Origin of the sequence: Xanthomonas vasicola pv. musacearum NCPPB 4379 (genome assembly GCF_000277895.2) — a bacterium.
In the GTDB taxonomy this organism is placed as follows: Bacteria; Pseudomonadota; Gammaproteobacteria; order Xanthomonadales; family Xanthomonadaceae; genus Xanthomonas; species Xanthomonas vasicola.
Window position 1 is genome coordinate 3,533,308 of the sequence record NZ_CP034655.1, and the last position, 26,703, is coordinate 3,560,010.

Below are 26,703 nucleotides of genomic sequence, written 5' to 3' on the forward strand. Positions count from 1 at the left end.
GCAATGACGCCGCGGTCTGTGCTGCAACGTCGCAGCTACTGGCTGTGGCTGGATGCGTGGCGCAGGCGCAGGCCAAGGCCTCGCAGGGTCAGACCCCGACGCCCGGCGCTAGGCGATCGGCTGCAGTGGCGGCTCACCGTGCGCCGCCTCACGCGTTGTGCCTCGCCGCGCCTCAGCCTTGGCTGTAGTACCCGGCTCCGGCAGCTGCGCCGTTCCCAACAGACGCGACAACACCTGCGCCTGCAGCGTTGCCAGCGCCGGCAGCCCGGGCGCACGTGGGTGCGGCACCGGCACGGCCAGATCCAGGCCAACCTTGCCGTGTTCGATCACCACGATGCGATCGGCCAGCGCGCTCGCCTCGGTCACATCGTGGGTGACCAGCACCAGGGTGAAACCACGCTGCCGCCACAACTGCACGATGAGCTGCTGCATCTCGATACGCGTCAACGCATCCAGCGCTCCCAGCGGTTCGTCCAGCAGCAATAGCCGCGGCCGATGGACCAGTGCGCGCGCCAACGCTACGCGCTGACGCTGACCGCCGGACAACGCCGCCGGCCACTCATTGCCGCGCGTGCCCAGGCCGACCGCGTCCAGCGCTTGCTGCGCCTGCGCACGACCGGCCCGGCCCAGGCCAAGCGCCACGTTGTCGATCACCCGCTTCCACGGCAGCAAGCGCGCATCCTGAAACATCAGCCGCACCGCATCGCGTTGCACTGCCAATGGCGCGCGCCCGCTGTCGACCGTGCCGGTATCGGCGGCGTCCAGCCCTGCAATCACGCGCAGCAGCGTGCTCTTGCCGCAGCCGCTACGCCCCACGATCGCCACGCATGCACCGGGCGCGATCTCCAGGTCGATGCCGCGCAACACCTCACTGTCGCCATAGCGTTTCGCGATGCCACGCACCCGCAACGGCAACCCGGCAGTCGCAGCGCTCATCGGCGTAGCTCCGCACGTTGCTGTTGCGCCGGATGCCAGCCCAGCCACCAGGCTTCCAGCCCGCGCGCGGCAAGATCGGCCAGCTTGCCGAGCAGCGCGTACAGCACGATGGCAACCACCACGATATCGGTCTGCAGGAACTCGCGTGCATTCGTCGCCAGATAGCCGATGCCGGAACTGGCGGAGATGGTCTCGGCCACGATCAGGGTCAGCCACATCAACCCTAACCCAAACCGTAAGCCCACCAGAATCGACGGCAATGCACCGGGCAACAGCACATCCCAAAACAACTGCGGGCCACGCAAGCCGTAATTGCGCGCCATCTCGATCAAGGCCGGGTCCACGCTGCGGACGCCGTGATAGGTATTGAGATAGATCGGGAAAAAGGTGCCCAAGGCAACCAGAAACAGCTTGGCGCCCTCATCGATACCGAACCAAAGAATCACCAACGGAATCAGCGCCAGATGCGGCACGTTGCGCAGCATCTGCAGAGCGCTGTCGAGCAGGCGCTCGGCCACGCGCGACACGCCGGTCAACAGGCCGAGCGCAAATCCAATGCTGCCGCCAATTGCCAGACCGACCGCCGCGCGCCAGCTGCTGATCGCCAGGTGTTGCCATAACTCGCCGCTGCGCACCAGCGTGGCTGCCGCACGTAGCACTGCATCCGGCGCAGGAAGAATGCGCTGCGGCAACCAACCGCTGGAGGCTGCAATTTGCCAGGCCAGTAGCAAGGCCAAGGGCAGTAGCCACGGCACCAGCGCGTTGCCCAAACGGCGCGAGGTGGCGCTCATCGCGGCACCTCGGTGGTGTCGCGCTGCATCGCGCCCTGTCGCATTGAAATGCCAGCGCACACTTGCACGCTTGTGACGTCGTGGCCCTGCGTCCTGCGACTGTGTGGAATCGAACGCATCACTTACCTGCCTGCCGCGCAGCGGTAGCGGCAGGCGCACGCCATACCGCAGGTGCCACCAGAACACGCTTGGGCAACAAACGCTGCGCATAGAACAGATCGGCGGTGGCCTGCTGGGCCTTGATAACCTGCGCGCTCAGCGGTTGCACGCTGGCTGGTGGGCGGTGCGTCAGCGTGCGTTCGACCACTGCAGGTGACAGCCCACTCACCTGCGCCAGTATCTTGATGCTGCCGGCGCGGTCGCGCTCCAGCAGGCCATCGGCCTGGTTGAGCGTGCCCATCACCTGCTGCACGAACGGGCCCCATGCGGTGGCATAGCGCCGCGACGACAGGAAGAAGCCGCCGGTCAGTCCCAGTCCCTCGCCGTTGGCAAGCAGGCGTGCGCTGCCATCCAGCGTCAACGCCGAATACCACGGGTCCCAGATTGCCCATGCGTCCACCTGCCCGGCCGCGAACGCTGCACGCGCATTGGCCGGCGACAGATACAGCGGCGTGATATCGCGCATGCTCAGGCCTGATTTGGCCAGCAGCCGCAGCAGCAGGTTGTGCGCACTGGAGCCTTTCTGAAAGGCGACACGCTTGCCCTTGAGGTCGGCCACCGTGCGCAACGCGCTTTTGCTCGGCACCAGAATGGTTTCGGCTTTCGGCGTGGGCGGCACCCAGCCCACGTAGAGCAAATCGGCACCGGCGGCCTGCGCAAACAACGGCGGAATATCGCCGGCGCCGCCCAGGTCGATACTGCCCACGTTCAAGGCTTCCAGCAGCTGCGGGCCAGCCGGAAATTCCACCCAGGTGATCTTGGTCTGCGGAAAGCGCTGCTCCAGCAACCGGTGCTGCTTGGCCAGCACCAGGCTGGACACCGCCTTTTGATAACCGATCCGCAACTGCGCCGGCTCGGCCGCCAGCGCAGGCTGCGCCCACACCAGACTTGCCAACAGCAGCCCACACACCAACACGGCGCACCAGACAGCACGTGCGGCCGCCAGCGAGCAACGCAACGCACGCAGCCAACCCGTTGCTCGCATCGCAGCTGCTGGTTGCATGCCACGGCCGCGCCAGCCCAGTGGCCGCAAAGCCGCTTCGATGGTAGTTGCGGGGATGCGGTAATGCATCAGCAAATTCCTCAGTGCCAATCGGTGGAGGGTTTTTCCCAGAGGTTGATGCCGCCTTCGACCGCATGACGATCGATCTCGACCAACTCCTCTGCACTGAACGGCGCCGCCTGCAAAGCCGCCACGTTTTCGACCAATTGCTCCGGGCGGCTGGCGCCCAGCAGCGCCGAGCTCACGCGTGGGTCGCGCAGCACCCAGGCCAATGCCAGCTGCGCCAGACTCTGCCCACGCTTGCGCGCAATCGCCTCCAGCCCACGTGCGCGTTGCAGGTTGTCGTCGGAGAGATGTTCCGGCCGCAGCGAGTGACCACCGGGACGGTTGACGCGCGCATCGCTGGGCACGCCATTGAGATATTTGCTGGTCAACAAGCCCTGCGCGAGCGGCGTGAATGCGATCACACCAGCGCCAACCTCCGCAGTGGCATCGAACAGCTCATGTTCGGCCCAACGATTGAACAGGTTGTAGGCCGGCTGATGAATCAGAAGCGGTACCTTCCACTCACGCAGCAATGCGGCGATCTCGCGTGTACGCGCAGCCGAATACGACGATATGCCCACATACAGCGCCTTGCCCTGCTGCACCGCGCTGGCCAATGCACCGGCAGTCTCTTCCAGCGGCGTCTCCGCATCGAAGCGGTGCGAGTAGAAGATGTCCACGTAGTCCACGCCCAGGCGTTGCAGGCTCTGATCCAGGCTGGACTGCAGGTATTTGCGCGAACTACCGCCCTGCCCGTACGGGCCCGGCCACATGTCCCAGCCAGCCTTGGTGGAGATGATCAACTCGTCGCGATACGGCTTGAAATCTTCACGCAGCAGGCGGCTGAAATTGATCTCGGCGCTGCCATACGGCGGGCCGTAATTGTTGGCCAGATCGAAATGGGTGATGCCCAGATCGAAGGCGGTGCGCAGCAGTGCGCGTTGCGTCTCGATCGGCGTGCTGTCGCCGAAGTTGTGCCACAGGCCCAGCGATAACGCAGGCAACACAAGGCCGCTGCGGCCAACGCGGCGGTAGGCGATACGGTCGTAACGATCGGGATGTGCGAGGTAGCTCATGGGGTATGTCCGGTTGATCAGCATGCGCTGAAGCGATTGACGGGGCGTTGCAGCCCCAGATGATCGCGCAGCGTGTGCCCGGCATATTCACGCCGGAACAATCCACGTCGCTGCAGTTCCGGCACGACATACGTGGCCACGTCGGCCAGGCCACCGGGCAGATGCGGCACCAGCACGTTGAAGCCATCGGCAGCGCCTTGTTCGAACCACGCCTGCAGCTCATCGGCAATCTGCGTGGGGGTGCCGATCAAGCTGTAATGGCCGCGCCCGCCAGCGATGCGCCGGCCGAGCTGAGCGATGCTCAACTGCTCCTGCCCCGCCAGTTCGGTGAATAACTGCTGGCGGCTGCGCTGGCCGGTTTCGGTCAGCGGCAACTCCGGCAGCGGGCCATCCGGCGAATACCCCGACAGGTCGAAATTGCCCAGCATGCGCGACAGCAACGCGATGCCCACCTCCGGTTCGACCAGCTCCTGAAACTGCTCGAATTTCTCCTGCGCTTGGGCCTGGCTTTTGCCAACCACGATAAAGACGCCGGGCAACACCTTCAATGCATCGCGCGCGCGGCCAAACTGTTCCAGCCGGCCCTTGATATCGGCGTAGAACGCCTGCGCCTTGGCCAGCGACGATTGCGCGGTGAACACCACCTCGGCCGTCTCGGCCGCCAGCGCACGCCCAGGCTCGGACGAACCGGCCTGCACAAGCACCGGGTGACCCTGCGGCGCGCGCGCAATATTCAGCGGGCCACGCACCTGAAAATGCGTGCCACGGTGATCCAGCACATGCGCCCGCGCCGGGTCGTGATGCAGGCCGGCAGCAGTGTCGGCAATGAAGGCATCGTCGTCCCAACTGTCCCACAGCCCGGCGACTACCTGCTGAAATTCGCGCGCACGCGCATAGCGCTCGGCGTGCACGTAATGCGCATCGCGATTGAAATTCAGCGCTTCATCGGCGGCATCGGAGGTCACCAGATTCCAGCCGGCACGTCCACCGGAGAGATGATCCAGCGAGGCGAATTTGCGTGCCACGTGATACGGCTCGTTGTAGCTGGTGGTCATGGTGGCGATCAGGCCGATGCGCTCGCTCACCACCGCCAACGCACTGAGCAGCGTGAGCGGCTCGAACAAGCTGGAACGCGCCATGCGCGAGGCCAATGGGCCGCCAGCTGCAGCCAGGCTGTCGGCGACGAACACCGTGTCGAACTTGGCGGCTTCGGCAATGCGCACCATCTCGCGGTAGTGATCGAACACCAGCGTGTCGGCACTGGCCTGCGGATGCCGCCACGCCGCCACATGGTGGCCGGTGGCCATCAGGAAGGCGCCGAGCGACAGCTGACGTGGCGCACTCATCGCAGCGCACCGTAGAAGGCAGCGATGCCACTACCCACAGCAACATCAAGAAACATCACAACCATCGTCAAAAATCCTTATGCAATTGCAGGCCCACATAACGCTGATCGTCGCGCGGCACCAGGCGAAACACATTGCCGGTGGCATTGGCCAACAGCGGCGCATACGAGCGGTCGCCGAGATTGCGACCCAGCACTGCCACCCGCCAGCCATGCAGATCGTCGGCCAGCGCGATGCTGGCATTCCAGATTGCGTAAGGGCCCTGAATGGTTTGCGCGGTCTGGCTAAGGTCGTACTGCACGCTGTCCTGCCAGCTCACATCGCCGTTAAATTCCAGCGCCAGACTGCCGCGCAACGGCACGCGATAGCCCGCACGCAGATTGCCCTTCCAGTCCGGCGAAAATGGCAGCGGTTTGCCATCCACATTGCAGTTGGCCGCCGCCGCTGCCGGACAGGCGAAGCGCTGGATGCGCGCCTGCGTATAGGCCAACGATGCGGCCAGGCTAAGCCGCTGGGTAGGGCGGTAATCCAGATCCAGTTCCAGGCCCTGCGTGCGCACCTGCCCGGCATTGATCAAGCGCGTCACCACCTGCTCGGCCACGGTGTCGAAGAAATTGGCTTGGTAGTTGGCATATTCGGTATGGAACAGCGCAAGGTTCGCGCTCAGGCGGTCGTCGAGTGCGCGCGTCTTCAACCCCAGCTCCCACGCATTTGAGGTTTCCGGCTTCAGCGCCGGCGTATCGCGCGGCTGCATGTTGAAGAACACGTTGTAGGCCGGGCCCTTGTAGCCGCGCGAATAGGTGAGATAGCCGGTGGTCTGCGCATCGACGTCGTACTGCAGACCGGTGCGGCCGGAGACACCGTCTTCTGCGGTGCTGCCGCTGCTGGCGGTGGCCGGCAGGATGCCGGTGACTGCGGTTGCGGAGGTGGACACGCGCTGGTGTTGATAGTCGAGCGTGTCGCGAGTGAAGCGCGCGCCCAGCACGGCGCGCAGATCCGGGTGCCAATGCCAGGTCGCCTCGCCGAACACTGCATAGGTCTGCGTGCGGGTGTCGTAATCGGCCACGCCCAGGTTGCTGGCGGTAGGCGAGATCACCGTGCGTTGGTAGGTTTCGTTGCTGCGCGCGTGCAGGTGATACAGCCCGGCGACCGCTTCCACCGCACGGTCGCGCGGCGTCTGGATGCGCACTTCCTGCGAATATTGCATGTAGCCAAGATCGCCACGGTCGTGCGAGGACGGAAACGCCGCGCTGCGTTGCGCAGTGCGGTCGCCATCCTGCAACTGGGTGTTTTCCCACTGCCGCCACGCGCTGATCGAGGTCAGCAGCGCATCCCCGAGTTGCTGATCCAGTTGCAGCGAGGCGCCTTTGTTGGTGTCTTCCAGATGCGTGCGGTAATCACTGTTGATCAGGCGGTTGTCGGCACGCGCGATCACCGGCGCAAGCGCAGCGGCAAAATCCGCACGCGTGCTGGCCACTACCACACCGCTGGGCGCATCGCTGCGCGAGCGCAGGTCATCGGCCAGCAGCGTTGCGTTCAAGCTTGGGTCCGGGGTCAGATCCAACCGCAGCCGCGCGCCGGAACGTTGGTAACCGTTGACCGTCTGGCCATCGGCCACATTGCGCACGTTGCCGCCGTATTCGGCCCACAACGCCGAGACGCTGGCCTTGAGTACCTCCGGCACCAGCGCGCCGCCAGCGCTGGCACGCACGCGGTCTTCGTCGCCGCCACCGAAATGCGAATAATCCACATAGCCACCGAACACCTCCGGCGCCGGCTTGCTGATGATGTTGAGCACGCCGGCCGAGGCGTTCTTGCCGAACAAGGTGCCCTGCGGCCCGCGCAATACTTCGATGCGTTCGATATCGAGCAGATCCAGCGTGGCTTGGCCCGGCCGGCCGAGCACCACGCCATCGATCACCGTGGCCACACTGGGTTCGACGCCTGGCGAAGTCGAAATGGTGCCCACGCCGCGCATGAACAGCGAGGTGTCCTTGTTGGAAGCACCGGTGCGGAAGGTCAGGCTGGGCACCAGCGCCGGCAGGTCGGCCACACTATTCCGGTTCTCGCGCTCCAGCGTTTCGCCCTGCACCACGGACACCGCCACCGGCACTTGTTGCAAGGTGGTTTCGCGACGCGTTGCGGTGACGGTCACCGCCCCCAGGGTCTGCGCTGTGCGCTCCGGCGCTGCGGCGGCATCGCCTACTTCGTCGGCAACCGCCGGCATGCAGGCGCACGCCAGACTCCATGCAAGCAACTGCGGTATCCCCAACCATCTGGAAGCAGAAACAATGCCCGCGGGGCTCCAGTGTCGCGCAATCATTGACATCCTTTTGTATGGGCTGGTAGGTGCGCTGCGATGCTGCAGCCGGCATGCGCCGCAAGGGCGCCGCGCCGCGTGATTGACGTGCCACCAGCAAAGCCGCCGCGACCGCGCATGCGATACGGCATGCTGTTTGCCCGCGTGGCGAGCGTCAAATAACCAATGTTTAGGTGGTTATTCACTCCAGCGGCAGATCACACGTGACAGTCGGCTGGTTGGCCTGTTGCGCACCCACGCTGCGCAAGCACACGCGAGTGGCGATAATGTGCGGATGGATGCACCCAAACCCTGGCACCTCTACCTGCTGCTGTGTCGTAACGGCAGCTATTACGCCGGCATTACCAACGATCTGGAGCGACGCTTCCAGGCCCATCTGCGCGGCACCGGTGCGCACTACACGCGCGCCAATCCGCCCGTGCAGGTGCTCGCCAGTCGCACCTATCCGGATCGCGCCAGCGCCTCCCGCGCGGAATGCGTACTCAAACGTCTGCCGCGTGCGCGCAAACTTGCCTGGCTGCAGGCGCAGCCGCACAGCGCCCACAAGTCACAACCTGCTGACGTGTCGATCACGCGCGCCTAGCCGTGGTTTTTCTAAGCTGCATGCACTCGATCGCGGAGCCGCGCATGCACTATCAACTGTATTACTGGACCGGCCTGCAGGGCCGCGGCGAGTTCGTGCGATTGGCCTTGGAAGATGCCGGCGCTGCCTATACCGATGTGGCGCGGACGCACGGCGATGAGGTCATGACTGAATTTATGGAAGGCGGGCACGTGGGTGCGCAGCCGTTCGCACCGCCATTTCTCAAGGCCGGTGACATCGTGGTGGCGCAGGTTGCAGCGATCCTGCACTTCATCGGCCCGCAGTTGCAGTTGGTAACCGATTCGGAGCCGCAACGTCTGCAGGCATTGCAATTACAGATGACCATTGCCGACTTGGTGGCGGAAGTGCACGACACCCATCACCCGATCGCCACTGATCTGTATTACGAAGACCAACAGGCCGAAGCCGCCAAGCGCGCCCAAGACCTACGCGAGAATCGCCTCCCTAAATTTCTGGGGTATTTCGAGCAGGTGCTGCAACAGTCCGGCGGCATGCACGTGCTGGGCACGCATTCGTACGTGGATCTGTCGCTGTTTCAGCTGATCAGTGGCCTGGAGTACATGTTCCCCAAGCGCATGACGACGCTAGCGACAGACTTACCAGGGTTGATGGCGCTGCAACAGCGTGTAGCCAAGCGACCGCGTATTGCGGCGTATCTGGCATCCGAACGACGTGTGGCCTTCAACACCAATGGCATCTTCCGGCACTACCCGGAGCTGGATGCAGCCTAGGCGCCGGGGCACCGCGCGCGGATTGCAGCAAGCTCGTGCGGCATGCTGCGGTGTTTCTGGACTGTGGATGTGTCGCTGAGTGCTGTCATCGATCACACAGCGTGTCAGGCGTATGGACGTTGAGCGGCGCGTGTCGCACCGCTGCGTGTACGTGCGCCATTGCGTGAACCCACAGGGCTGCATGAATGCGGCCTTTTAAAAATTGCACGGTTTGGATGCAACCGGCCTCAGCGCCCCTGCAACAGCGCCGCGCGGATCCGCTGCAACTGCGCCTTCACTGCAGTCGCTTGTGTCGGCCCCAGACGCAGCAGCGCCTTCTGCCCCACCGACAAAGACTCCAGCGCCGGGGTGACGAAGCGATACCGGCCACGCTCATCGCGTTGTACACCGATCGGTTGCGCCGGATCCGGCGTGCGCAGCAGGTGATCGATCACATCGATCATGCGGTCGTTGAAGTAGCGATCTGGCGCGCCCAAGTCCGCATATGCCTGCTGAAACAGCGGATAGAAGCGCACATAGCTACGCGCCAAGGCCTGCGCATCCACGCTGGTGAATGCAGCGACGTAAGGCCCATAGCGCGCCGCATTGGCCTGATCGATCACCTGGTGCGTGTCTGGACCGGAGACCTGCAACTCGCCCGACACCGGCTGCAGCACCAAGGCACGGCGGCTGATGCTGGGTTGGGTGAGATTGTCGATCATCACCACGACGCGTTCGATCAGGTGCTTGCGCAGCACGATCGACAATGCCGTATCGTCCTGCACCAACGCCAGCAGCGCTTCCCAGGCGGCATCGTCGCTTTGCGCCAATGGCGGAATTGCCGCATCGGCGGCGTCGGCCGAGGGCGCCTGTACCGGATGACGTGGTTCGTTGCTCGCCGGGGCGGGCTGCGGGTTGACTGCAGCGGCCACTGCGCTGGCGGTGCGAGTGATCGGTGCGGGCAAGGTGGACTCAGTGCCAGCGGGGCCGCCAAACAACCACCAAGCGGCGCCGGCGATCAGCGGGACCGCCAACAACCACGGCCAGCGCGAAGATTTGGTTTGCATCGTGGAACTCCTGACATCGACAACATCCAAGGTGTGACCGTGGGATATCGCGGTGGTTCCATCGATCTGCAATCTGGAGTGCGCGGTGCCCTCACCAGACAGTTGGCTGGTGGTTTTCTAAAGAATGCGAGGACTGCGCCTGTGGTCTGCTGGTTGCTTGTTGAAAACGTTGCAAACCGACCAACTCAACGGGTCCTTGCCGGCTCACCGTCGCGGGACCCTTGGCGGCATGAATGCCGCCAAGGAGCTTACAGGGACGTACTTGCAGCGTGTCCTGCGATGGTGGGCGGGCAAGGCCAAGCAGCAAACCGGCAGAACCTTCGCTCTGCAATTCACTCACTTTAGAGCGGCTAGCAAAGCCACTGCGCCGTCGCCAAGTGGGCGCGGCCGGTGCTCGGAATCGGCATGTACCACCCGTACACTCCGGTTCTAAGCGCGACGCGCAGACCACCTGACGGCTGCTCGCTACCTTTTGTTAGCCACTCTTAGCCCGCGAAGTCCAGCCGCGCATTCACCCAAGCCGCGACGATGGCGGCGGCGACCTGATCGGCCTGCTTTGCCGGCATGCGCTTCTCGCCCACCAGCCAGGCGGTGTCGGCGCGCACCTTGGGCAATAGCGCGCGTACGGCCTTGCGCTCGGCTGCCGGCCAATCGCTGTCTTCGCCACTCCAGGCAGAAATCGCCTGATCCGGATCATTGCCGTAGCGCTTACGCAGATCCGGCTGCAGATACAGTAAGGGCGCTACCGCTGCGCGCAGCGCAATGATTCGCCACTCAGCGTAGCTGGCGTAGCGGATGGTGCCGGCATCCTTGCTCATGGCTTCGATCAATCCGGCGAAACCGGCCTCCAGTTGCTTCCAACTGGACAAAGCGAACAGCCCTCCTGGCGGCTTGCAGATCGGCGCGAAGCTGTCGCGTGTCGAACCATACAAAGGTCCGAACGCATCGTAGGCAGGCTCGCCCACTGCGGCGAAGATGAAGCAATGCACGTATGGGCGCTGCGTACTGTCGTCGCGTTCGATCCACATGCGCAGCAGCGTCAACACGCGCTCTTGCTGTTGCATGGCCGGTGCCCCCTCCACATCGTCGAGCAAGGACGCGGCAAATTTATCGGTCTTCCGCAACGCACTGCGTGCGCTGTCGAAACGCGCCTTCGCCAATGCCGCGTCGACGCCTGCGGCAGGCACGAATTGGTGCAGATATGCCAGCCATGCCGATGCCAGCGGCGCATCGTAGCCCTGCAACTGGCGCGCTGCGTCGGCAGGCGCTGTCGGAATGCTGGCGATGATGCGATCCAGCGTTTGTTGCTGGGTGGTGAGCGCCTTGCCTAGTACATCGACCCTGGCCTTCAGGCTGCGCTGCAGGCAGTCATCCAGCTTGGCGTCCTGCGCGCAGGCATTGCGCTGGCGCAACCACGTGCGCTGCTGATCGCGCACCGCGGCAATCGAGGCGCGCGGTGTAGCTTCCAGCACGCCGCGGTACGCCTCATCCAGCTGATCGTCGAGATTGCCGAGCGCAGGCACCGCACACAGCCGCTTTTCCACCGGCGTACTCACCTGTTTGCAGTCGAACGACGCCGACCATGCTGCGCTGGCGCTCAGCAGCAAGGCGCTGCCAACGATGCACTGCGCAACGCGCCAACGATCTGTCATTGCACTGCCTGCTTACGTTCCGGCAATAGCGACAGCAGCAGCAAGGTCACCGCCAGCGCAACGTAGGCACCGACGAACTGCCAGCTGATCACGCGCGCCAGGCCTTGCAGCGACCACGGCAGATAGATGCCGCCACGCGGGTCCACCGAATGGATCAAACCGAACAGGGTCAGCCCCGCAGCCACCAGCAAGAACACTGCACCGCGCCGCAGCCGGCCATCGATCATCGCCGCCACCGTGGCGATCCACAGCATTGCGGTAATGATGAAGCCATTGCCCAGCGCGAAGATCACTGCCAGCTCCGGCAGCCCGTGGCCATCGACCTTGGTGGTCAGCGCCACCAATTGATCCGGCGCGATCCAGCCTGGCGCCTTGATGGTCAACAGGTACGCCACCGGAGGCAGAAAGCCCAGCACCATCGCACCGGCATGATGCTTGGGCGTGGCCTGGAATGCCTGCGTGGTGATGTCGATGGAGACGTACACGATGATCGGCGCCAGCACGGCCAACGGTAGCCATTGCACCAGCCCGCTGATCACCCCGAGCATGCCGCCGATACCGATGAACAGCCCGGTCAGCAGCGTGTAGCCCGAGCGCGCACCCATGTGTTTGTACGCAGGCTGGCCGATGTAAGGCGTGGTCTGCGCCACACCACCGCAGACGCCCGCCACCAGCGTGGCCAAGGCTTCCACCAGCAGGATGTCGCGGGTGCGGTAATCGTCGCCCGCGGCGCGCGCGCTCTCACTGACGTTGATGCCACCCACCACCATCAATAAGCCGAACGGCAGCAGCAACGGAAAGTACGCCACCGTGGCCGGCAAGCCTTCAATAAAGCCCAGGTTGGGCAACGGCAGCACGATCTGCGGCGGATTCCACGCCGGCACGGCAAAACCGGGCGCACCCAATCCGGCCAGGCCGAGCCCGTAATACAGCGCGGTGCCCATCAAAAACGCCACCAACACGCCGGGCAACTTGGTCGGCAAGCGGCCCTTGGCCAGCAGCACATACAGCAGCAGGCCCAGGGTAACGAAACCGGCGACAGGCGAGCGCAGTGTTTCCAGCAGCGGCAACAGGCCCATCAGCACCAATGCGATGCCGGCGATGGAACCGAGCAAGGCTGCACGCGGCAGCGCGCGCGTCACCGCTTCGCCCACGAACGACAGCATCAGCTTGAGCAGGCCCATCACCACCAACGCGGCCATGCCGAGTTTCCAGGTGGCGATCGCGGCGGCCTGCGGGTCCAGTCCCTGCGCTTTGAAGCCGGCAAATGCCGGGCCGAGCACCAGCAGCGCCATGCCGATGCTGGTGGGCGCATCCAGGCCCAGCGGCATGGCGGTGACATCGTCGCGCCCGGTGCGTGCGGCCAGCCGCCGCGCCATCAAGGTGTACAGCAGATTGCCCACCAGCACCCCGAATGCGGTGCCGGGGAACATGCGCTGGAACACGACGTCGGCCGGGAACTGGAAGATGCCGACCAAGGCCATCGCAATGAAACCAAGGATGGACAGATTGTCGACCACCAGGCCGAAGAAACCATTGAGATCGCCAGCGACGAACCAGCGCGGCGCAGCCGCAGGACGCGAAGAAGGGGACGACATGAGAACCAGCAAGCGTGGGGGTCGGCTGATGGTAGCTGCTGCACCGCAGCAGCGACAGCGGCGCGACCGGTCATACAGCGACGCAACTCCTAGACGCCGGAACTGTATTGCCCCAGCAAGAATGGCGGCGTCCACTGTCAACGTACTCTCGGTGCGATGGCAGAGCAAAAGTGACGCACGTTCTTCAGCATACGAAAGCAACGCTCCATCAGCGTAGCAATGCGCCTAAGCGCAGTAAGCGCAATCCCGACATCTGTACTCTGGCGATATTGAGGTGTTTTCCGCTCTTATCCATCCTGTATCAGGAGTTAACGTGTTAAGTGTACGCCTGCTTGTCGCCTGCGCTGCCACCGCAGCTGCGCTGCCTGCCCATGCCGTGGAGTTCACCCTCATCTCTCCGGACACGCCAGCTCGCGACTGGAGCATAGACAGTACACAGCTGAACATGCGCGACGGTCCGCCCTTCAAGGTGCGGATGCACCGGCTCAGCGGCGGCCGACAGGAGGGCAGCGTGCTCGTCGAAATCGATACCGGCGCCATGCAACTGACCGTTGTGCCAACCCGCGGTATGAACGTGCTGCGCGCCCAGGCAGGCAGCGTCCGGCTGGGTTGGGATTCTCCGGTGAGCGAGGTCGTCAATCCTGCCTTCGTCAACTTGGAAAGCCGCAGCGGACTGGGCTGGCTGGAAGGATTCAACGAGTTCGTGGCGCGCTGCGGGTTCGCGTGGGTCGGCCACCCTGGCAAAGACCGTGGCGAACTACTCACCCTGCATGGGCGAGCGTCCTATCTGCCCGCCCGCACCGTGGTGCTCAGCATTGATGATCGCTCGCCGCACCGGATCACCCTCACAGGCATGCTGAGCGAGGCCGCCTTCAAGAAGGTCGACTTCCGGATCGACACGGCGCTGACCACCGAACCCGGCGCCACCGCATTCACCCTGCACGATCGCCTGACCAATCAGGGGGACCAACCCATGGAATACCAGGCGCTCTACCACAGCAACGTCGGTTCAACGCTGCTCGAACAAGGTGCACGCGTGACGCTACCGGTACGCGAGGTCTCGCCATTCAATGCGCGAGCGCAGCAGGAATTGCAGGATTGGCAGACCTTTCGTGGCCCGACTTCCGGATATGGCGAGACGGTCTACAACATCTACCCCATCGGCGATGGCAAGGGGCAGAGCCTCGCAGTGCTGCATGACGCAGGCGCTCGGCACGGCATAGAGTTGGACTTCAACCTCACCCAATTGCCAGTGTTCTCGCTCTGGAAGAACACCGATAGCCGCACCACGGGCTACGTCGCGGGCTTGGAACCAGGCACTAGTTTTTCCTACAACCGCAGTCTGCAGCGCGACCTTGGCCTGGTCCCCACCATCGAAGCGGGCGGCACGCGCGACTTCGTCCTCCAGTATCGTCTGCTTGCCACACCCGCCGCCGTACAGACGGCGCTGAAGAAGGTTCAGACACTGCAAGCTCGCCAGTTGCCCAAGGTCCGGCAGACTCCGCTGGCGGATGAGCCCTGACCCGGCATGTAGCGCTCGCTCCAAGTGTCAATGGATCCGCGTAGTACGCGACAAGCACGGCGCGGGGTCGCCTGCAACTGTGCCGAGTCGCACTCAGAACGACACCTCCACCGCCTGCCGCGACCACAACACCGACTGGTGCCCGGTGGCCTGCTTCCAGGCCAGCCGGATCGCCTCGATGTCGTTGCGCCGTTGCGGGGTGTCTTCGTGCAGGATCACCAGCACCTTGGTGCCCAGGCGGTTCGGCTCCTTGGCGCCGCGGAACAACCATTGGCCGTAGGCGTCGACCACGGTCAGACCATCCGGAAAGCGCGGGGTCACTTCCTTGTCCAGAAACGCGCGCCACTGGGTTTCGTCGATGGTGCGGGTCTGCGGGCGGTCGGCCGGGCCGGATTCTTCGCCCACGCCGAAATACAACTCGCTGCGCACCCAACCGCGCGCCACCGCCGGCCGCGCGGCGTCGCCCTGCAGGCTGGCGGTGGTCGTGCTCGGCGTACCGCCGGGGGTGGTGGCGCAGGCGGACAGCGCCAACATGGCGGCAAGCAGGCAAGAGGGCAACAACTTCATCGACTTCTCCACGACAGGTCTGGGGGGCAGGAATCAGGACTCGAGGGCAGGCTCATGCAAAGCGAATATCAGCTCATGCAGGCGCACACGCACTGTGCCATCTCGCACCGGGCTGAACAACACGATAATCTCTCTGCCATCCGGATGAATGTGGAAAAAATCCGTCCCCTTGCGCCCAGCCCGGCCGGATGCCGACCCCTTGGCGCGTTTCGTTCGCACTTGCAAGAGAGAGAGAACAGCATGACCCGCCCCACCCTTTCGATGATTGGCCTGGCCGTCGCCGCCGCGCTCAGCGCCAACGCGCAAGCCCAACAGGCCGATACCGGCTCCAACACCCTGGACACCGTGATCGTCACCGGCACCCGTGCCAGCGGCCGCACCGTGCTGGAATCGACCGTGCCGGTGGACGTGCTCACCGCCGAAGACATCCGCAAGGCCGGTGTCGTCAACGGTGAGCTTGGCAGCGCGCTGCAGGCGCTGCTGCCGTCGTTCAACTTCCCGCGGCAGTCCAACTCCGGCGGCGCTGACCATATCCGCGCCGCGCAGCTACGCGGGCTCTCGCCCGATCAAGTGCTGGTGCTGGTCAACGGCAAGCGCCGGCATACCTCGGCGCTGGTCAATACCGACAGCAAGATCGGCAAGGGCACCACGCCGGTGGATTTCAATTCCATCCCGATCAACGCAATCAAGCGCATCGAAGTGCTGCGCGACGGTGCCGGCGCGCAATACGGCTCGGATGCGATTGCCGGCGTCATCAACGTGATCCTGGACGACAACCCCGAGAGTGGCGAACTGGAAGCCAGCTTCGGCGCTTACAACACCGACGTCGAGCCGATCAATCGCCGCGTCACCGATGGCCAGACCAGCTACGCCAGCGCCAAGGTCGGCACGCTGCTGGGCGATGACGGCGGCTTCTTCAGGGTCGGCCTGGAACTGAAGAATCGCGAGGCCACCAACCGCGCCGGCTTCGACCAGATTCCGCCGTTCGAAGAACAGACCCCGGCCAATCTGGCGCTCAAGGGCCAGCGCAATTACGTGCTTGGCGATGGCGCCACCAAGGGCCTGAATGCCTGGCTCAACACCAAGATTCCCTTCAGCCCCAGCGGCGAGTTCTATGCGTTCGGCACCTACAACCAGCGCGATACCGAAGGCGCCAATTATTTCCGTTACCCGGACAGCAGCGCCAACTGGCGCGAGATCTACCCCAACGGCTACCGCCCGATTTCCGAAGGCGAAAATCGCGACCTGCAGATCGTGGCCGGCGCGCGCGGGCAATGGGGCGATTGGGACTACGACGCCAGCCTCAACTATGGCCGCAACGACTTCACCTACAGGCTGCGCAACTCGCTCAATGCATCGCTGGGCCCAGGCAGTACCACGCGCTTCAAGACCGGCGATTTCGCCTTCGCGCAGACCGTGGGCAATTTCGATCTGACCCGCGTGTTCGACGCTGCCGGTGCCACCCACACCTTCGGCACCGGTGCCGAATTGCGCCGCGAGCAATACCGCACCCACGCCGGCGACCCGGCCAGCTACGCGGCCGGCCCGTTTACCGATCGCCCCACCGGCTCGCAGGCCGGCGGCGGGCTCACCCCGCAGGACGAAGCCGACCTGTCGCGAAACGTGGCCAGCGCCTATGCCAACCTATCAAGCCAGTTCGGCGATAAGTTCTCCACCGATCTGGCCGGCCGCTACGAGCATTACCAGGATTTCGGCAGCCAGTGGACCGGCAAGCTGGCCGCACGGTATGCGTTCGACCCGGCCTTTGCGCTGCGCGGCGCCATCTCCAATAACGTGCGTGCGCCCTCGCTCAGCCAGATCGGTTACGAAGCCACCTCCACCGGTTACGATGCCGCCGGCCGCCTGACCCAGGGCCGCTTACTGTCGGTCAACAACCCCATCGCGCGCGGACTGGGCGCCACCGATCTGAAGCCGGAAACGTCGGTCAATTACAGCCTGGGCTTCACCAGCAAGCTGGGCGATCACTTCGACGTGTCGCTGGACTTTTTCCAGATCGATATCGACGACCGCATTGCGCTGTCCGAAGACATCACTGGCGATGCGCTGACCAGCTTCGTGCAGCAGAACTACGGCGTCACCGGCGTGCAGAGCGCCAGCTATTTCCTCAACGCCGCCGACACCCGCACCCGCGGCGCCGAGCTGGTCGCCAACTGGCGCCAGTACGCCTTTGGCGGCGATTTGTTGCTGACTGGCACCTACAGTTATGCCAAGACCGAACTGAAAAACATCATCGCCACCCCGGCGCAGTTGCTCGCGTTGAACCCCGATTACGTGCTGTTCGGCGTGGAAGAAAGCAACACGCTCACCGACGCGGCACCGCGCACGCGCGCCGCGCTCGCCGCCAACTGGAGCAACGAGCACTGGAACCTGCAGACACGCGTCAACCGCTACGGCAGCGCCACCCGCGTGTTCGATTTCGGCGGCGGCTTCGCCCCGCGCCAGACCTACGGCGCCGAATGGCAACTGGACCTGGAAGCCGAATACCACCTGGACACGCAATGGACGCTGGCCATCGGCGGGCAGAACATCCTGGATAACTACTCGGACCGCTCCATCGACGACATCGCCTACTTCGGCAACCTGCCCTACGACGTGCTTTCGCCGATCGGTAGTAATGGCGCGTATTGGTATGGGCGTGTGCGGTATAGCTTCTGATCGCACGCCGACGCGGCGACACCTGTAGCGCCGAACGCGTCAGCAGCGATGCAGGGCGAAGCGACTGGCGAACGAGCGTAACCAAGGTAAGGCGCGGTGGTGGCACGATGCCGGCACCACCGCGCTGTCGAAAGACCAGAGCACTTTCAGCCGATGTCCGGTTTTCGCCTATTGCGCGGAACGTTCGCAAAACGCACCCTCCCGCCTTAGGCAACGCGACATCCTTTTCGCCCTGAAGCTCATGGAGTGGCTATGCGCCCTGCCCAACTCAATCCCGCCTCGTCGCGCGTATTGCACACGGACGAGGCGACGCCCCACGCAGTGTCGCCAGCGTCCGAGGAATGCCGCACCACCTCGAAGCCACCCCTTGGCCGCGCACCATCCCGACCTGCCGCGATCAATCTGCCCGGGAGTTTGCAGCGCCACCGCCGCCCGCAACGCCCGGGACTGTCGCCGCTGTCGCTGAGGGAGCACTATGGGGATGACACGCAAGGCCACGATGGCGACAGCAGCGTGTTGCCCAGGCCCACTGCCGCAGAGATGCTTCGCAGGATCCCGCAGATGGATCGGCACGGAAGCAATCTGGGCGAACTGTTCCAATTCGTCGAGCACCTTACGCTTGTGCCATCCCACGACGGAACCACCTTGGATTGCGATCCGACCACGGCACCGCCTTCCTGCACGGCGGAGGCACTGCGCCTGTTCGATTTGAACAGCATATATCCGGTCCCCTTGGACACACTGGGGATGCTGGTGGAGGGCTTCGGTTTCGGCAGACCGAACGAACGCTCGCAGGCCGCACCTGCAGCACCGTCGGAGAACTCGGACACGTTGCGCCTGCTCCGGGCGATCCGCGAGAAAGACCCGCTACTGGGGGAACGCTTGACAGCCCTTATGGAGACAGTAAAAGAGACACCGCCCCCCCCCATGACGGCCGCACCGGACAATCCGGATATTGCGACCATGCTCCGGCTTATTCGCGAAAGAAATCCGCAATTGGGCGCCAAGCTGGCTGCGCTATGCGAGCCGGAGACGGCGAGCGCAACAACAACCCAGCCCACTGGCCGTCGGTCTTCCGGCGGCTGAGCTAACGCGCCCCCGGATGCCCCCTCTGGCGGGCCGCACTGCTCCAAGACGCAGCGATCTGCGAACGCGCCGCCGCGTCATCACGCACGCCCACTGGCCAGCTCCGGGTGGCTTTTCATTGGTGCGCGCATAGCGCAGATGTCGTTGATTGGCATTGCGCCTACAGCCAAACGCTGCGCTAGCCGCTCCACCTGCCGCTAACGGCCCCTGCGTCACCATGTGCCCATGGCAGACGCCCCCCCACCCCTTCCGTCGCCACCATTGCTGGACGATGCCTGCGCATTGTTTCTGGACGTGGATGGCACCCTCATCGACTTTGCCGACAGCCCCGAGGCAGTGCGGCTACTGCCCGAGGTGCGCGAGGCCATCGGCCTGCTGAGCGAGCGCCTCAACGGCGCCGTCGCACTGGTCAGCGGCCGGCCACTTGCCCAATTGGATGCCTTGTTCGCGCCGTTGCTGCTACCGGCCGCCGGCCTGCACGGGCATGAACTGCGCAGCGCTGTCGCTGCACGCGCGGCCATGCCGCAAGACACCTCCGAGTGGCTGCATGGTCTGCACCAACGTGCTGCCGCGCTCACGCGTCGACATCCCGGTGTGCTGGTCGAAGACAAAGGCGTCAGCGTGGCGCTGCACTGGCGCGCGCGGCCGCAGGCCGGCCCCGACGTGCTCGCGTTCGCGCAGCAGGAAATCGCACAGCTTTCTGGTTATCGGCTACAGCCTGGCGATCACGTGGTCGAATTCGTTCCCGAGGGCAGCAACAAGGGCCTGGCGGTCGAACAACTGATGCAGCACGGCGTTTTTGCCGGCCGTACGCCGGTGTTCGTCGGCGACGATCTCACCGACGAATTCGGTTTCGACGCCGCAAACCGGCTCGGCGGCTGGAGCGTGCTGGTAGGCAATCGCGCACAGACCAGCGCGCGCTTTCGCGTTGATGGCACCGCCGATGTCCACGCGTGGCTGCAGCACAACGCATGCCGCCGCTGAGCACAGCGCACCTTCTCTCACTTCAAAGGATCGTTTGTACTCCATGACCGAGCCAAACCTGGATCTGGGCGTCATCGGCAACTGTAGTTTTGGTGCATTGGTCGATCGGCAGGCACGTGTGGTGTGGAGTTGCCTGCCGGCATTCGACGGCGACCCGGCCTTTTGCACGCTGCTCTCGCCCAAGACCGAAGGCGGCGACTTCGCCGTGGAACTGGAAGATTTCGCCAGCAGCGAGCAGCACTATCTGCCCAATACCGCTGTGTTGCGTACGGTGTTGCGCGATAGCAACGGCGGCGAAATCGAGGTCATCGACTTTGCGCCGCGCTGGCGCAACAACGGGCGTTTCTATCGGCCAGTGAGCATCATTCGCCAGATCCGTCCGCTGAGCGGCAACCCGCGCATCATCGTACGCGCCCGCCCGCTGGCAGACTGGGGTGGCCGCACGCCGGACACCACCTGGGGCAGCAATCACATTCGTTGGATGTTGCCGGAATTCACGCTGCGCCTGACCACCGATGTGCCGGTGCGTTTTGTGCGCAATGGGTTGCCGTTTGTGCTCAGTCACCCAGTCAGCCTGGTACTGGGCGTGGACGAATCACTAACCCGCTCGCTCACCGGCTACGTGCAGGAAGCACAGGAACGCACCGAAGAATATTGGCGTGAATGGGTGCGTTACCTGTGCATTCCGCTGGACTGGCAAGAAGCAGTGATCCGCAGTGCGATCACGCTGAAGTTGTGCCAGTACGAAGACAGCGGCGCGATCATCGCCGCGATGACCACCTCGATCCCGGAAGCGCCGAATACACCACGCAACTGGGATTACCGCTATTGCTGGCTGCGCGACGCGGCATTCGTGGTGCGTGCGCTCAACCGGCTTGGCGCGACCCGCACGATGGAGCAGTTCATCGGCTACATCTTCAACATCGCCACAGCCGACGGCACCATGCAGCCGCTGTACGGCATCGGCTTCGAATCGCAACTGGAAGAGCACGAAGTCGACACCATGGAGGGCTACCGCGGCATGGGCCCGGTGCGACGCGGCAACCTTGCGTGGATCCAGCAGCAGCACGATGTCTACGGCAGCGTGGTACTGGCGTCCACACAGCTGTTCTTCGACCTGCGTCTGAAGGATCAGGGCGATGCGGATACCTTCCGCCGTCTTGAGCCGCTGGGTGAGCGCGCCTATGCATTACACAACGTCCCCGATGCCGGCCTGTGGGAATTCCGCGGCCGCGCCGAAGTGCACACCTACACCGCCGCAATGTGCTGGGCGGCTTGCGATCGCTTGTCCAAGATCGCCGACAGGCTGGCGTTGCCAGAGCGCATCACCTACTGGCGCGAGCGTGCCGACAGCATCCGCGAGCGCGTGTTGAACGAGGCCTGGAGCGACGAACACGGCCATTTCACCGACACACTCGGTGGCCATCGGCTGGATGCGTCGCTGTTGCTGCTGGCCGACATTGGCATCGTGGCCAACGACGACAGCCGCTTCGTGCGCACGGTCGAAGCAGTCGGTCGCGTGCTCAAGCATGGCGATGCGCTGTACCGCTACATCGCACCGGATGACTTCGGTGAGCCGGAGACCAGCTTCACCATCTGCACCTTCTGGTACATCGATGCGCTGGCGGCGATCGGGCGCAAGGACGAGGCACGTGAATTGTTCGAGCGCATCCTATCGCGCCGCAATCACCTCGGCTTGCTATCGGAAGATCTATCGTTTGAAGACGGCGAAGCCTGGGGCAATTTCCCTCAGACCTATTCGCATGTTGGCTTGATCATCGCAGCGATGCGCTTGTCGCGGAGCTGGCAGGAGGCTTCATGAGTCGTTTGGTAGTGGTATCCAACCGCGTTGCAGTGCCCGGCGAAAATCGCGCTGGCGGCTTGGCGGTTGGCTTGTTGGCGGCGCTTAAAGAGCGCGGTGGCATGTGGTTCGGCTGGAGCGGCAAGACTGTGCGCGGCGACAGCGGCGGCATGCACGAACAGACCGAAGGTGACATCACCTTCGTCACCATGGACCTCAACAAGCGCGACATCGATTCGTACTACAACGGCTTTGCCAACCGCACATTGTGGCCGTTGCTGCACTTCCGCCTTGACCTGGTCGATTACGATCGCGCCACCCGCGAAGGCTATATGCGCGTCAATCGGCTGTTTGCCGAAAAGCTTGCGCCGCTACTGAAAGACAGCGACACCTTGTGGATCCACGATTACCACATGATTCCGCTCGGCGCGATGCTGCGTGAGTTGGGTGTGGGCTGCAAGATGGGCTTCTTCCTGCACGTGCCGATGCCGTCGGCCGATCTGGTGCAGGCAATGCCCGATCACGCGCGTTTGTTCAGTACGTTCTATGCGTACGACCTGGTGGGCTTCCAGACCCAGCGCGATGCCGAGCGTTTCAAAGCGTATGTGCGCCTGTTTGGTGGTGGCCGCATTCTGGAAGGCGATCTGGTGGAAGGCCCGGGTGGGCGCCGCTTCACCGCATCGTCGTTCCCGATTGGCATCGATACCGATTTGATCGCCAATCAGGCCAAGGCATCGGTCGGCAAGCAGGCCGTGCGCGATTTGCGCGAAAGTTTGCGCGGCCGTCAGTTGGCCATCGGTGTGGACCGCCTGGATTATTCCAAAGGATTGCCGGAACGCTTCCAAGGCTTCGAGCGCTATCTGGAGCGCTATCCGGATCAATCCGGCAGCCTCACATATCTGCAAATTGCGCCGGTCTCGCGCGGCGATGTCACCGAATACCGCCAATTGCGCAGCCAGCTCGAACAGATCGCCGGCCATATCAACGGCGGGCACGCGGAACCGGATTGGACACCGCTGCGCTACGTCAACCAAAACTTCAGCCACGCCACCCTGACCGGCTTTTATCGCGCAGCTTCTGTGTGTTTGGTTACTCCATTGCGCGATGGCATGAACCTGGTTGCCAAGGAGTTCGTGGCAGCGCAAGACCCGGAAAATCCGGGGGTGCTGGTATTGTCATTGTTTGCAGGCGCAGCCGACGAAATGAAGGAAGCGCTGCTGGTCAATCCGCACGATCTGGATGGCGTGGCCGATGCGATTGCCACGGCAGCAAGCATGCCGCTGGCAAGCCGCATCGAACGCTGGCACGCGATGATGGATCACCTGCGCAAGAACAACATCAACCACTGGCGCCAGCGCTATCTGCAAGCGCTCTCCGAGGTCTAGATAGCTCTCCTTCTTCCGCCGGGGCATTGTCCTCGGGGAACGTGGGCGGATGCGGGTGCGCCCACAAGTGGCCTATCACGCTGCGCGCTTTCTACCGCAGAGCGCGCCTCACGCTAACGCAGCAAGCGGTTGCCAACTCCGATCGAAACGGCCGTGCCTGCGAAGGCGTGAGCGCGTCGGAGGTCGGCAGCGTTCACTCGATACGGCAGTAGCTGAGCCACACAACCTGAGCCGTGCCCCCTGCCCTTTAATCGCCGGCGCGATCACCGGCAGCGAATGTCCAACCCGGGCCTAGCAACACCTGGCACCACAATGTTGCAATGCGTTCAACATCCGCATGTTTCCGGTGTGCCAGACGTGCAGGCTGGAACGCTGGTTCCTATTCCGTCACGGACAGAGGGCGCCCGAGGGGTCTAAAATATTTACATGATTAGCGCTGAGGACCCTGGGAGGGGCCGCGCGTTCATAGCGTTCGATGTTCGTATTTAGATCCGGGCCGCGTCTTTGCCACCTGCGATCTGTCTCCCTCCACGACTTGCCACCGCTCGCTGGTGTCTGAGTCCTTCCTGACATCTTAAAAATGACTGATCAATCCTCAAAACGTGGGCTAGGCACCTGGTTGCTGGTGGCCTATGCGGTGGTGATCGCCGTGCTTGGTGCGGTGCTGGCCTTCGAAGGCGGCCGCCTGGTAGCCGTCGGTGGCTCCTGGTATTACCTGATCGCGGGTATTGCCCTGTTCCTGGCGGGCGTGTTGCTCGCGCTGGGCAAGCGTGCCGGCCTGTGGCTGTTTGGCGCGACCTTGGCCGGCACCATTGCCTGGGCGCTGTGGGAAGTGGGCCTGGATGGCTGGGGCCTGGTGCCGCGTCTGGCGATGATCTCGGTGCTGGGCTTGCTGCTGCTGCCATTCTGGGGCGTAGCGCGTCGGCGCATGTCGCCGCTATCGGGCGCCGGCTATGCGCTAGTGACCGGTGTGCTGCCGATCCTGGGTGCTGCGCTGATCCTGTGGCCGCTGCTGATGCCGCGCAATGTCGAGCTGGCCGATGCCTCCAAGTTGCCGGCCGACAGCGCAACGGCCTTCAGCCGCGGCACCGTGCCCAGCCCCGACGGCAACGTCGCGGCTAATCACGACGCCAGCAACTGGACCTCCTATGCGGGCTCCAACCTCTCCAACCATTACACACCCGGTGCGCAGATCACCCCGGACAACGTGAAGAATCTCAAGGTGGCTTGGGAATTCCACACCGGCGATCTGAAGCCCAAGGATTCCAAGCTGGGCTATGCCTTCCAGAACACCCCGCTCAAGGTCGGCGACCTGCTCTACATCTGCACGCCCACCCAGAAGGTGATTGCGGTGGAAGCGGCCAACGGTAAAGAGCGCTGGCGCTTCGATCCGCAGACCAACCCCAAGGCGATGGCGGGCGTTGCTGCCACCACCTGCCGTGGCGTGTCCTACTACCAGGCGCCGGAAGGCACCGCCGAATGCGCGACCCGGATCTTCTGGCCGATGGTCGATGGCCGCCTCGGCGCGCTGGATGCGCAGACCGGCAAGCTCTGCACCAGCTTCGGCAACAACGGCTACGTCGATCTGAATGCCGGTACCGGCAACACCAAGCCGGGCTTCGTTGGCCCGACCTCGCCGCCGGTGGTGATGCGCGGTGTGGTGATCCAGCCGACCGGCCAGGTCCGCGATGGTCAGGAAGGCGATGCGCCGTCCGGCGTGGTGCGCGGCTTCGATGCGCTCACCGGCCAGCTGCGTTGGGCCTGGGACCTTGGCAACCCGGCGATCACTGCCGAGCCGCCGGCCGGCCAGACCTACACCCGCTCGACTCCGAACGTGTGGTCGCTGATGTCCGCTGACGATGAGCTCGGCTTGGTCTATCTGCCCACCGGCAACGCCTCCGGCGACTTCTTCGGCAAGGGCCGCACCCCACAGGACGAGGAATACACCGCCTCGCTGGTGGCCGTGGATGCTGCTACCGGCAAGGAACGCTGGCACTTCCGTACCGTCAACCACGACCTGTGGGATTACGACATTGGCCCGCAGCCGAACCTGGTCGACTGGCCGGTTGCTGGCGGCGGTACGCGTCCGGCAGTGATCCAGGCCACCAAGTCCGGTCAGGTGTTCGTGCTGGACCGTGCCACCGGCGAGCCGATCATGCCGGTCAAGCAGATCGCTGTGCCGCAGGGTACCGATCACGGCGACTGGACCGCTGCCACGCAGCCGATCTCGCCGGGCATGCCCAACACCGTAGGCGCGCCGAGCCGTGAGTACGAGACCATCATTGAATCCGATGCCTGGGGCATGACCCCGTTCGACCAGCTGGCCTGCCGCATCCAGTTCAAGCAGCTGCGTTACGAAGGCATGTTCACCCCGCCGACCTTGCAGGGCTCGCTGGCCTTTACCGGCAACCACGGCGGCATCAACTGGGGCGGCGTCTCGGTGGATCTGCAGCGCGGCATCATGGTGATGAACAGCAACCGCCTGCCCTACACCTTGCAGGTGTATACCCGCGAAAAAATGAATGAGCTGGGCGTGGTCTCGGTGTTCGACGGCAAGAGCAAGACGCCCGGCTATATGGCGCAGAAGGGCCTGGCCTATGGCGCGCGCAAGGAGCCGTGGATGTCGCCACTCAACACGCCGTGCGTGGCACCGCCGTGGGGCTACATCGCCGGCGTGGACCTGCGCACGCAGCAGGTGATCTGGCGCCGTCCGCTGGGTACCGGTTACGACCAGGGTCCAATGGGCATTCCGTCCAAGACCAAGTTCGAGATCGGCACGCCTAACAACAGCGGCTCGCTGGCCACCGCTGGCGGCGTGACCTTCATCGGCGCGACCCTGGACGACTTCATGCGCGGCTTCGACACCCGCACCGGCAAGCAGGTGTGGGAGACCCGCGTCCCCGCGGGCCCGCAGGCAGCACCGATGAGCTACACCATCAATGGCAAGCAATACATCGTGGCTGCCGTGGGTGGACATGACCGCATGGAAACCAAGTCGGGCGACAGCGTGATTGCCTGGGCCTTGCCTGACGATGCGCAGGCCGCGCCTGCCAAGTAATGGCGGCGCTTGAAGCGTCATCCGGCTAGGCGGTGTACCGGTGCGCAGAACCGCACGCACTCTGCACTGCGTCGGCCACTGCCCATCACACGCCTAGCGGCGGTCTGACGCTCAGCTAGCGCGCCGTCGGCCTTGGCTGACGGATGCAGTCGATAGAACCGGTCGTCGCGAGACGGCCGGTTTTTTTGTGGGCGGGTTTCATAGCGCGATTGAGCAGGCGATGCAAAGCCGATGACGCTGTGCAGGCGTCTGAGGCGCGGCCATGGCACTTTCGCTGCAGGCCTGAACATAAGCGCCTCCCTCTAGGAAACCATCCA

General features: G+C 64.0%; 19 protein-coding genes and 1 other RNA gene. 10 read left to right on the forward strand and 10 right to left on the reverse strand.

The features are described from left to right. Window positions 1-108: 108 nt before the first annotated feature. The 6 genes from KWO_RS16410 to KWO_RS16435 form a co-directional block, all read right to left on the reverse strand. Window positions 109-936, reverse strand: a complete 828-nt coding sequence (locus KWO_RS16410) for an ATP-binding cassette domain-containing protein (protein WP_010363366.1) — start codon at window positions 934-936, stop codon at window positions 109-111. Continuing rightward, complete coding sequence (gene ssuC, locus KWO_RS16415) at window positions 933-1,727, reverse strand: aliphatic sulfonate ABC transporter permease SsuC (protein ID WP_010375297.1); 795 nt, start codon at window positions 1,725-1,727, stop codon at window positions 933-935. The genes KWO_RS16410 and ssuC overlap by 4 nt, the downstream gene beginning before the upstream one ends. 118 nt (window positions 1,728-1,845) lie before the next feature. Beyond that, window positions 1,846-2,958 carry a sulfonate ABC transporter substrate-binding protein gene (locus tag KWO_RS16420; RefSeq protein ID WP_010375294.1) on the reverse strand — a complete coding sequence of 371 codons (1,113 nt, stop codon included), beginning with the start codon at window positions 2,956-2,958 and terminating at the stop codon, window positions 1,846-1,848. A gap of 11 nt (window positions 2,959-2,969) precedes the next feature. Beyond that, complete coding sequence (mgrA, locus tag KWO_RS16425) at window positions 2,970-4,010, reverse strand: L-glyceraldehyde 3-phosphate reductase (RefSeq protein ID WP_010375291.1); 1,041 nt, start codon at window positions 4,008-4,010, stop codon at window positions 2,970-2,972. Between the two features lie 17 nt (window positions 4,011-4,027). After that, complete coding sequence (locus tag KWO_RS16430; protein WP_017112398.1) at window positions 4,028-5,356, reverse strand: LLM class flavin-dependent oxidoreductase; 1,329 nt, start codon at window positions 5,354-5,356, stop codon at window positions 4,028-4,030. Window positions 5,357-5,423: 67 nt separating this feature from the next. Next, window positions 5,424-7,583: a TonB-dependent receptor gene (locus KWO_RS16435; RefSeq protein ID WP_010375285.1), complete on the reverse strand. Its 2,160-nt coding sequence runs from the start codon at window positions 7,581-7,583 to the stop codon at window positions 5,424-5,426. Window positions 7,584-7,950: 367 nt separating this feature from the next. On the opposite strand from KWO_RS16435, the gene KWO_RS16440 reads away from it, so the two are divergent. After that, window positions 7,951-8,259, forward strand: a complete 309-nt coding sequence (locus KWO_RS16440; RefSeq protein ID WP_010363352.1) for a GIY-YIG nuclease family protein — start codon at window positions 7,951-7,953, stop codon at window positions 8,257-8,259. Between the two features lie 44 nt (window positions 8,260-8,303). After that, window positions 8,304-9,011 carry a glutathione S-transferase gene (locus tag KWO_RS16445; RefSeq protein WP_017113437.1) on the forward strand — a complete coding sequence of 236 codons (708 nt, stop codon included), beginning with the start codon at window positions 8,304-8,306 and terminating at the stop codon, window positions 9,009-9,011. Window positions 9,012-9,238: 227 nt separating this feature from the next. Here KWO_RS16445 and KWO_RS16450 read toward each other — a convergent pair whose 3' ends face one another. Beyond that, window positions 9,239-10,057, reverse strand: coding sequence for a DUF3014 domain-containing protein (locus KWO_RS16450; RefSeq protein ID WP_010363348.1), 819 nt, complete (start codon window positions 10,055-10,057; stop codon window positions 9,239-9,241). 405 nt (window positions 10,058-10,462) lie between these two features. Here KWO_RS16450 and KWO_RS16455 point away from each other — a divergent pair. Then, a non-coding RNA gene (locus tag KWO_RS16455) (sX9 sRNA) lies at window positions 10,463-10,538 on the forward strand. Window positions 10,539-10,542: 4 nt separating this feature from the next. On the opposite strand, the gene KWO_RS16460 is transcribed toward KWO_RS16455, so the two are convergent. Together KWO_RS16460 and KWO_RS16465 are read right to left on the reverse strand one after the other, a co-directional pair. Next, a complete protein-coding gene (locus KWO_RS16460; RefSeq protein ID WP_010375282.1) occupies window positions 10,543-11,709 on the reverse strand; it encodes a lysozyme inhibitor LprI family protein in 1,167 nt (388 codons plus the stop codon). Next, complete coding sequence (locus tag KWO_RS16465) at window positions 11,706-13,307, reverse strand: hypothetical protein (protein WP_026113136.1); 1,602 nt, start codon at window positions 13,305-13,307, stop codon at window positions 11,706-11,708. The genes KWO_RS16460 and KWO_RS16465 overlap by 4 nt, the downstream gene beginning before the upstream one ends. Window positions 13,308-13,752: 445 nt before the next feature. On the opposite strand from KWO_RS16465, the gene KWO_RS16470 reads away from it, so the two are divergent. Continuing rightward, complete coding sequence (locus KWO_RS16470) at window positions 13,753-14,829, forward strand: aldose 1-epimerase family protein (protein ID WP_010375276.1); 1,077 nt, start codon at window positions 13,753-13,755, stop codon at window positions 14,827-14,829. 93 nt (window positions 14,830-14,922) lie between these two features. On the opposite strand, the gene KWO_RS16475 is transcribed toward KWO_RS16470, so the two are convergent. Then, the gene (locus KWO_RS16475) at window positions 14,923-15,396 is read right to left on the reverse strand and encodes a DUF3574 domain-containing protein (RefSeq protein ID WP_010363341.1); all 474 of its coding nucleotides are present in this window, start codon (window positions 15,394-15,396) and stop codon (window positions 14,923-14,925) included. Window positions 15,397-15,636: 240 nt separating this feature from the next. Here KWO_RS16475 and KWO_RS16480 point away from each other — a divergent pair, with 240 nt between their 5' ends. From KWO_RS16480 to KWO_RS16505, 6 genes are all read left to right on the forward strand, one after another. Further along, window positions 15,637-18,072, forward strand: coding sequence for a TonB-dependent receptor plug domain-containing protein (locus tag KWO_RS16480; protein WP_010375268.1), 2,436 nt, complete (start codon window positions 15,637-15,639; stop codon window positions 18,070-18,072). A 540-nt stretch (window positions 18,073-18,612) separates the two neighbouring features. Beyond that, window positions 18,613-19,158 (forward strand): type III secretion system effector XopY, encoded by a 546-nt coding sequence (gene xopY, locus KWO_RS16485; RefSeq protein ID WP_017112396.1) that lies wholly within the window; start codon window positions 18,613-18,615, stop codon window positions 19,156-19,158. Window positions 19,159-19,383: 225 nt separating this feature from the next. Continuing rightward, window positions 19,384-20,142, forward strand: coding sequence for a trehalose-phosphatase (gene otsB / locus KWO_RS16490; protein WP_010375260.1), 759 nt, complete (start codon window positions 19,384-19,386; stop codon window positions 20,140-20,142). A gap of 43 nt (window positions 20,143-20,185) precedes the next feature. Then, entirely contained in the window at window positions 20,186-21,964 is a 1,779-nt protein-coding gene (locus KWO_RS16495; RefSeq protein ID WP_010375257.1) for a glycoside hydrolase family 15 protein, read from the forward strand. Beyond that, on the forward strand, window positions 21,961-23,328 hold the full coding sequence (gene otsA / locus KWO_RS16500) for an alpha,alpha-trehalose-phosphate synthase (UDP-forming) (RefSeq protein WP_010363332.1): 1,368 nt from the start codon (window positions 21,961-21,963) through the stop codon (window positions 23,326-23,328). Before KWO_RS16495 ends, otsA begins: the two co-directional genes overlap by 4 nt. A 619-nt stretch (window positions 23,329-23,947) precedes the next feature. Then, window positions 23,948-26,386, forward strand: coding sequence for a glucose/quinate/shikimate family membrane-bound PQQ-dependent dehydrogenase (locus KWO_RS16505; RefSeq protein WP_010375254.1), 2,439 nt, complete (start codon window positions 23,948-23,950; stop codon window positions 26,384-26,386). The last annotated feature ends 317 nt before the right edge of the window (window positions 26,387-26,703 follow it).

Coding starts and splice junctions, on each gene's coding strand:
- KWO_RS16465 (WP_026113136.1), bottom strand. CDS start 13,307: ATGTCGTCCCCTTCTTCGCGTCCTGCGGCTGCGCCGCGCTGGTTCGTC.
- KWO_RS16460 (WP_010375282.1), bottom strand. CDS start 11,709: ATGACAGATCGTTGGCGCGTTGCGCAGTGCATCGTTGGCAGCGCCTTG.
- KWO_RS16435 (WP_010375285.1), bottom strand. CDS start 7,583: ATGCCGGCGGTTGCCGACGAAGTAGGCGATGCCGCCGCAGCGCCGGAG.
- KWO_RS16445 (WP_017113437.1), top strand. CDS start 8,304: ATGCACTATCAACTGTATTACTGGACCGGCCTGCAGGGCCGCGGCGAG.
- KWO_RS16495 (WP_010375257.1), top strand. CDS start 20,186: ATGACCGAGCCAAACCTGGATCTGGGCGTCATCGGCAACTGTAGTTTT.
- KWO_RS16480 (WP_010375268.1), top strand. CDS start 15,637: ATGACCCGCCCCACCCTTTCGATGATTGGCCTGGCCGTCGCCGCCGCG.
- KWO_RS16440 (WP_010363352.1), top strand. CDS start 7,951: ATGGATGCACCCAAACCCTGGCACCTCTACCTGCTGCTGTGTCGTAAC.
- KWO_RS16420 (WP_010375294.1), bottom strand. CDS start 2,958: ATGCATTACCGCATCCCCGCAACTACCATCGAAGCGGCTTTGCGGCCA.
- mgrA (WP_010375291.1), bottom strand. CDS start 4,010: ATGAGCTACCTCGCACATCCCGATCGTTACGACCGTATCGCCTACCGC.
- KWO_RS16450 (WP_010363348.1), bottom strand. CDS start 10,057: ATGCAAACCAAATCTTCGCGCTGGCCGTGGTTGTTGGCGGTCCCGCTG.
- KWO_RS16475 (WP_010363341.1), bottom strand. CDS start 15,396: ATGAAGTTGTTGCCCTCTTGCCTGCTTGCCGCCATGTTGGCGCTGTCC.
- ssuC (WP_010375297.1), bottom strand. CDS start 1,727: ATGAGCGCCACCTCGCGCCGTTTGGGCAACGCGCTGGTGCCGTGGCTA.
- KWO_RS16470 (WP_010375276.1), top strand. CDS start 13,753: ATGCGCGACGGTCCGCCCTTCAAGGTGCGGATGCACCGGCTCAGCGGC.
- KWO_RS16410 (WP_010363366.1), bottom strand. CDS start 936: ATGAGCGCTGCGACTGCCGGGTTGCCGTTGCGGGTGCGTGGCATCGCG.
- KWO_RS16430 (WP_017112398.1), bottom strand. CDS start 5,356: ATGAGTGCGCCACGTCAGCTGTCGCTCGGCGCCTTCCTGATGGCCACC.
- otsA (WP_010363332.1), top strand. CDS start 21,961: ATGAGTCGTTTGGTAGTGGTATCCAACCGCGTTGCAGTGCCCGGCGAA.
- otsB (WP_010375260.1), top strand. CDS start 19,384: ATGGCAGACGCCCCCCCACCCCTTCCGTCGCCACCATTGCTGGACGAT.
- xopY (WP_017112396.1), top strand. CDS start 18,613: ATGCTTCGCAGGATCCCGCAGATGGATCGGCACGGAAGCAATCTGGGC.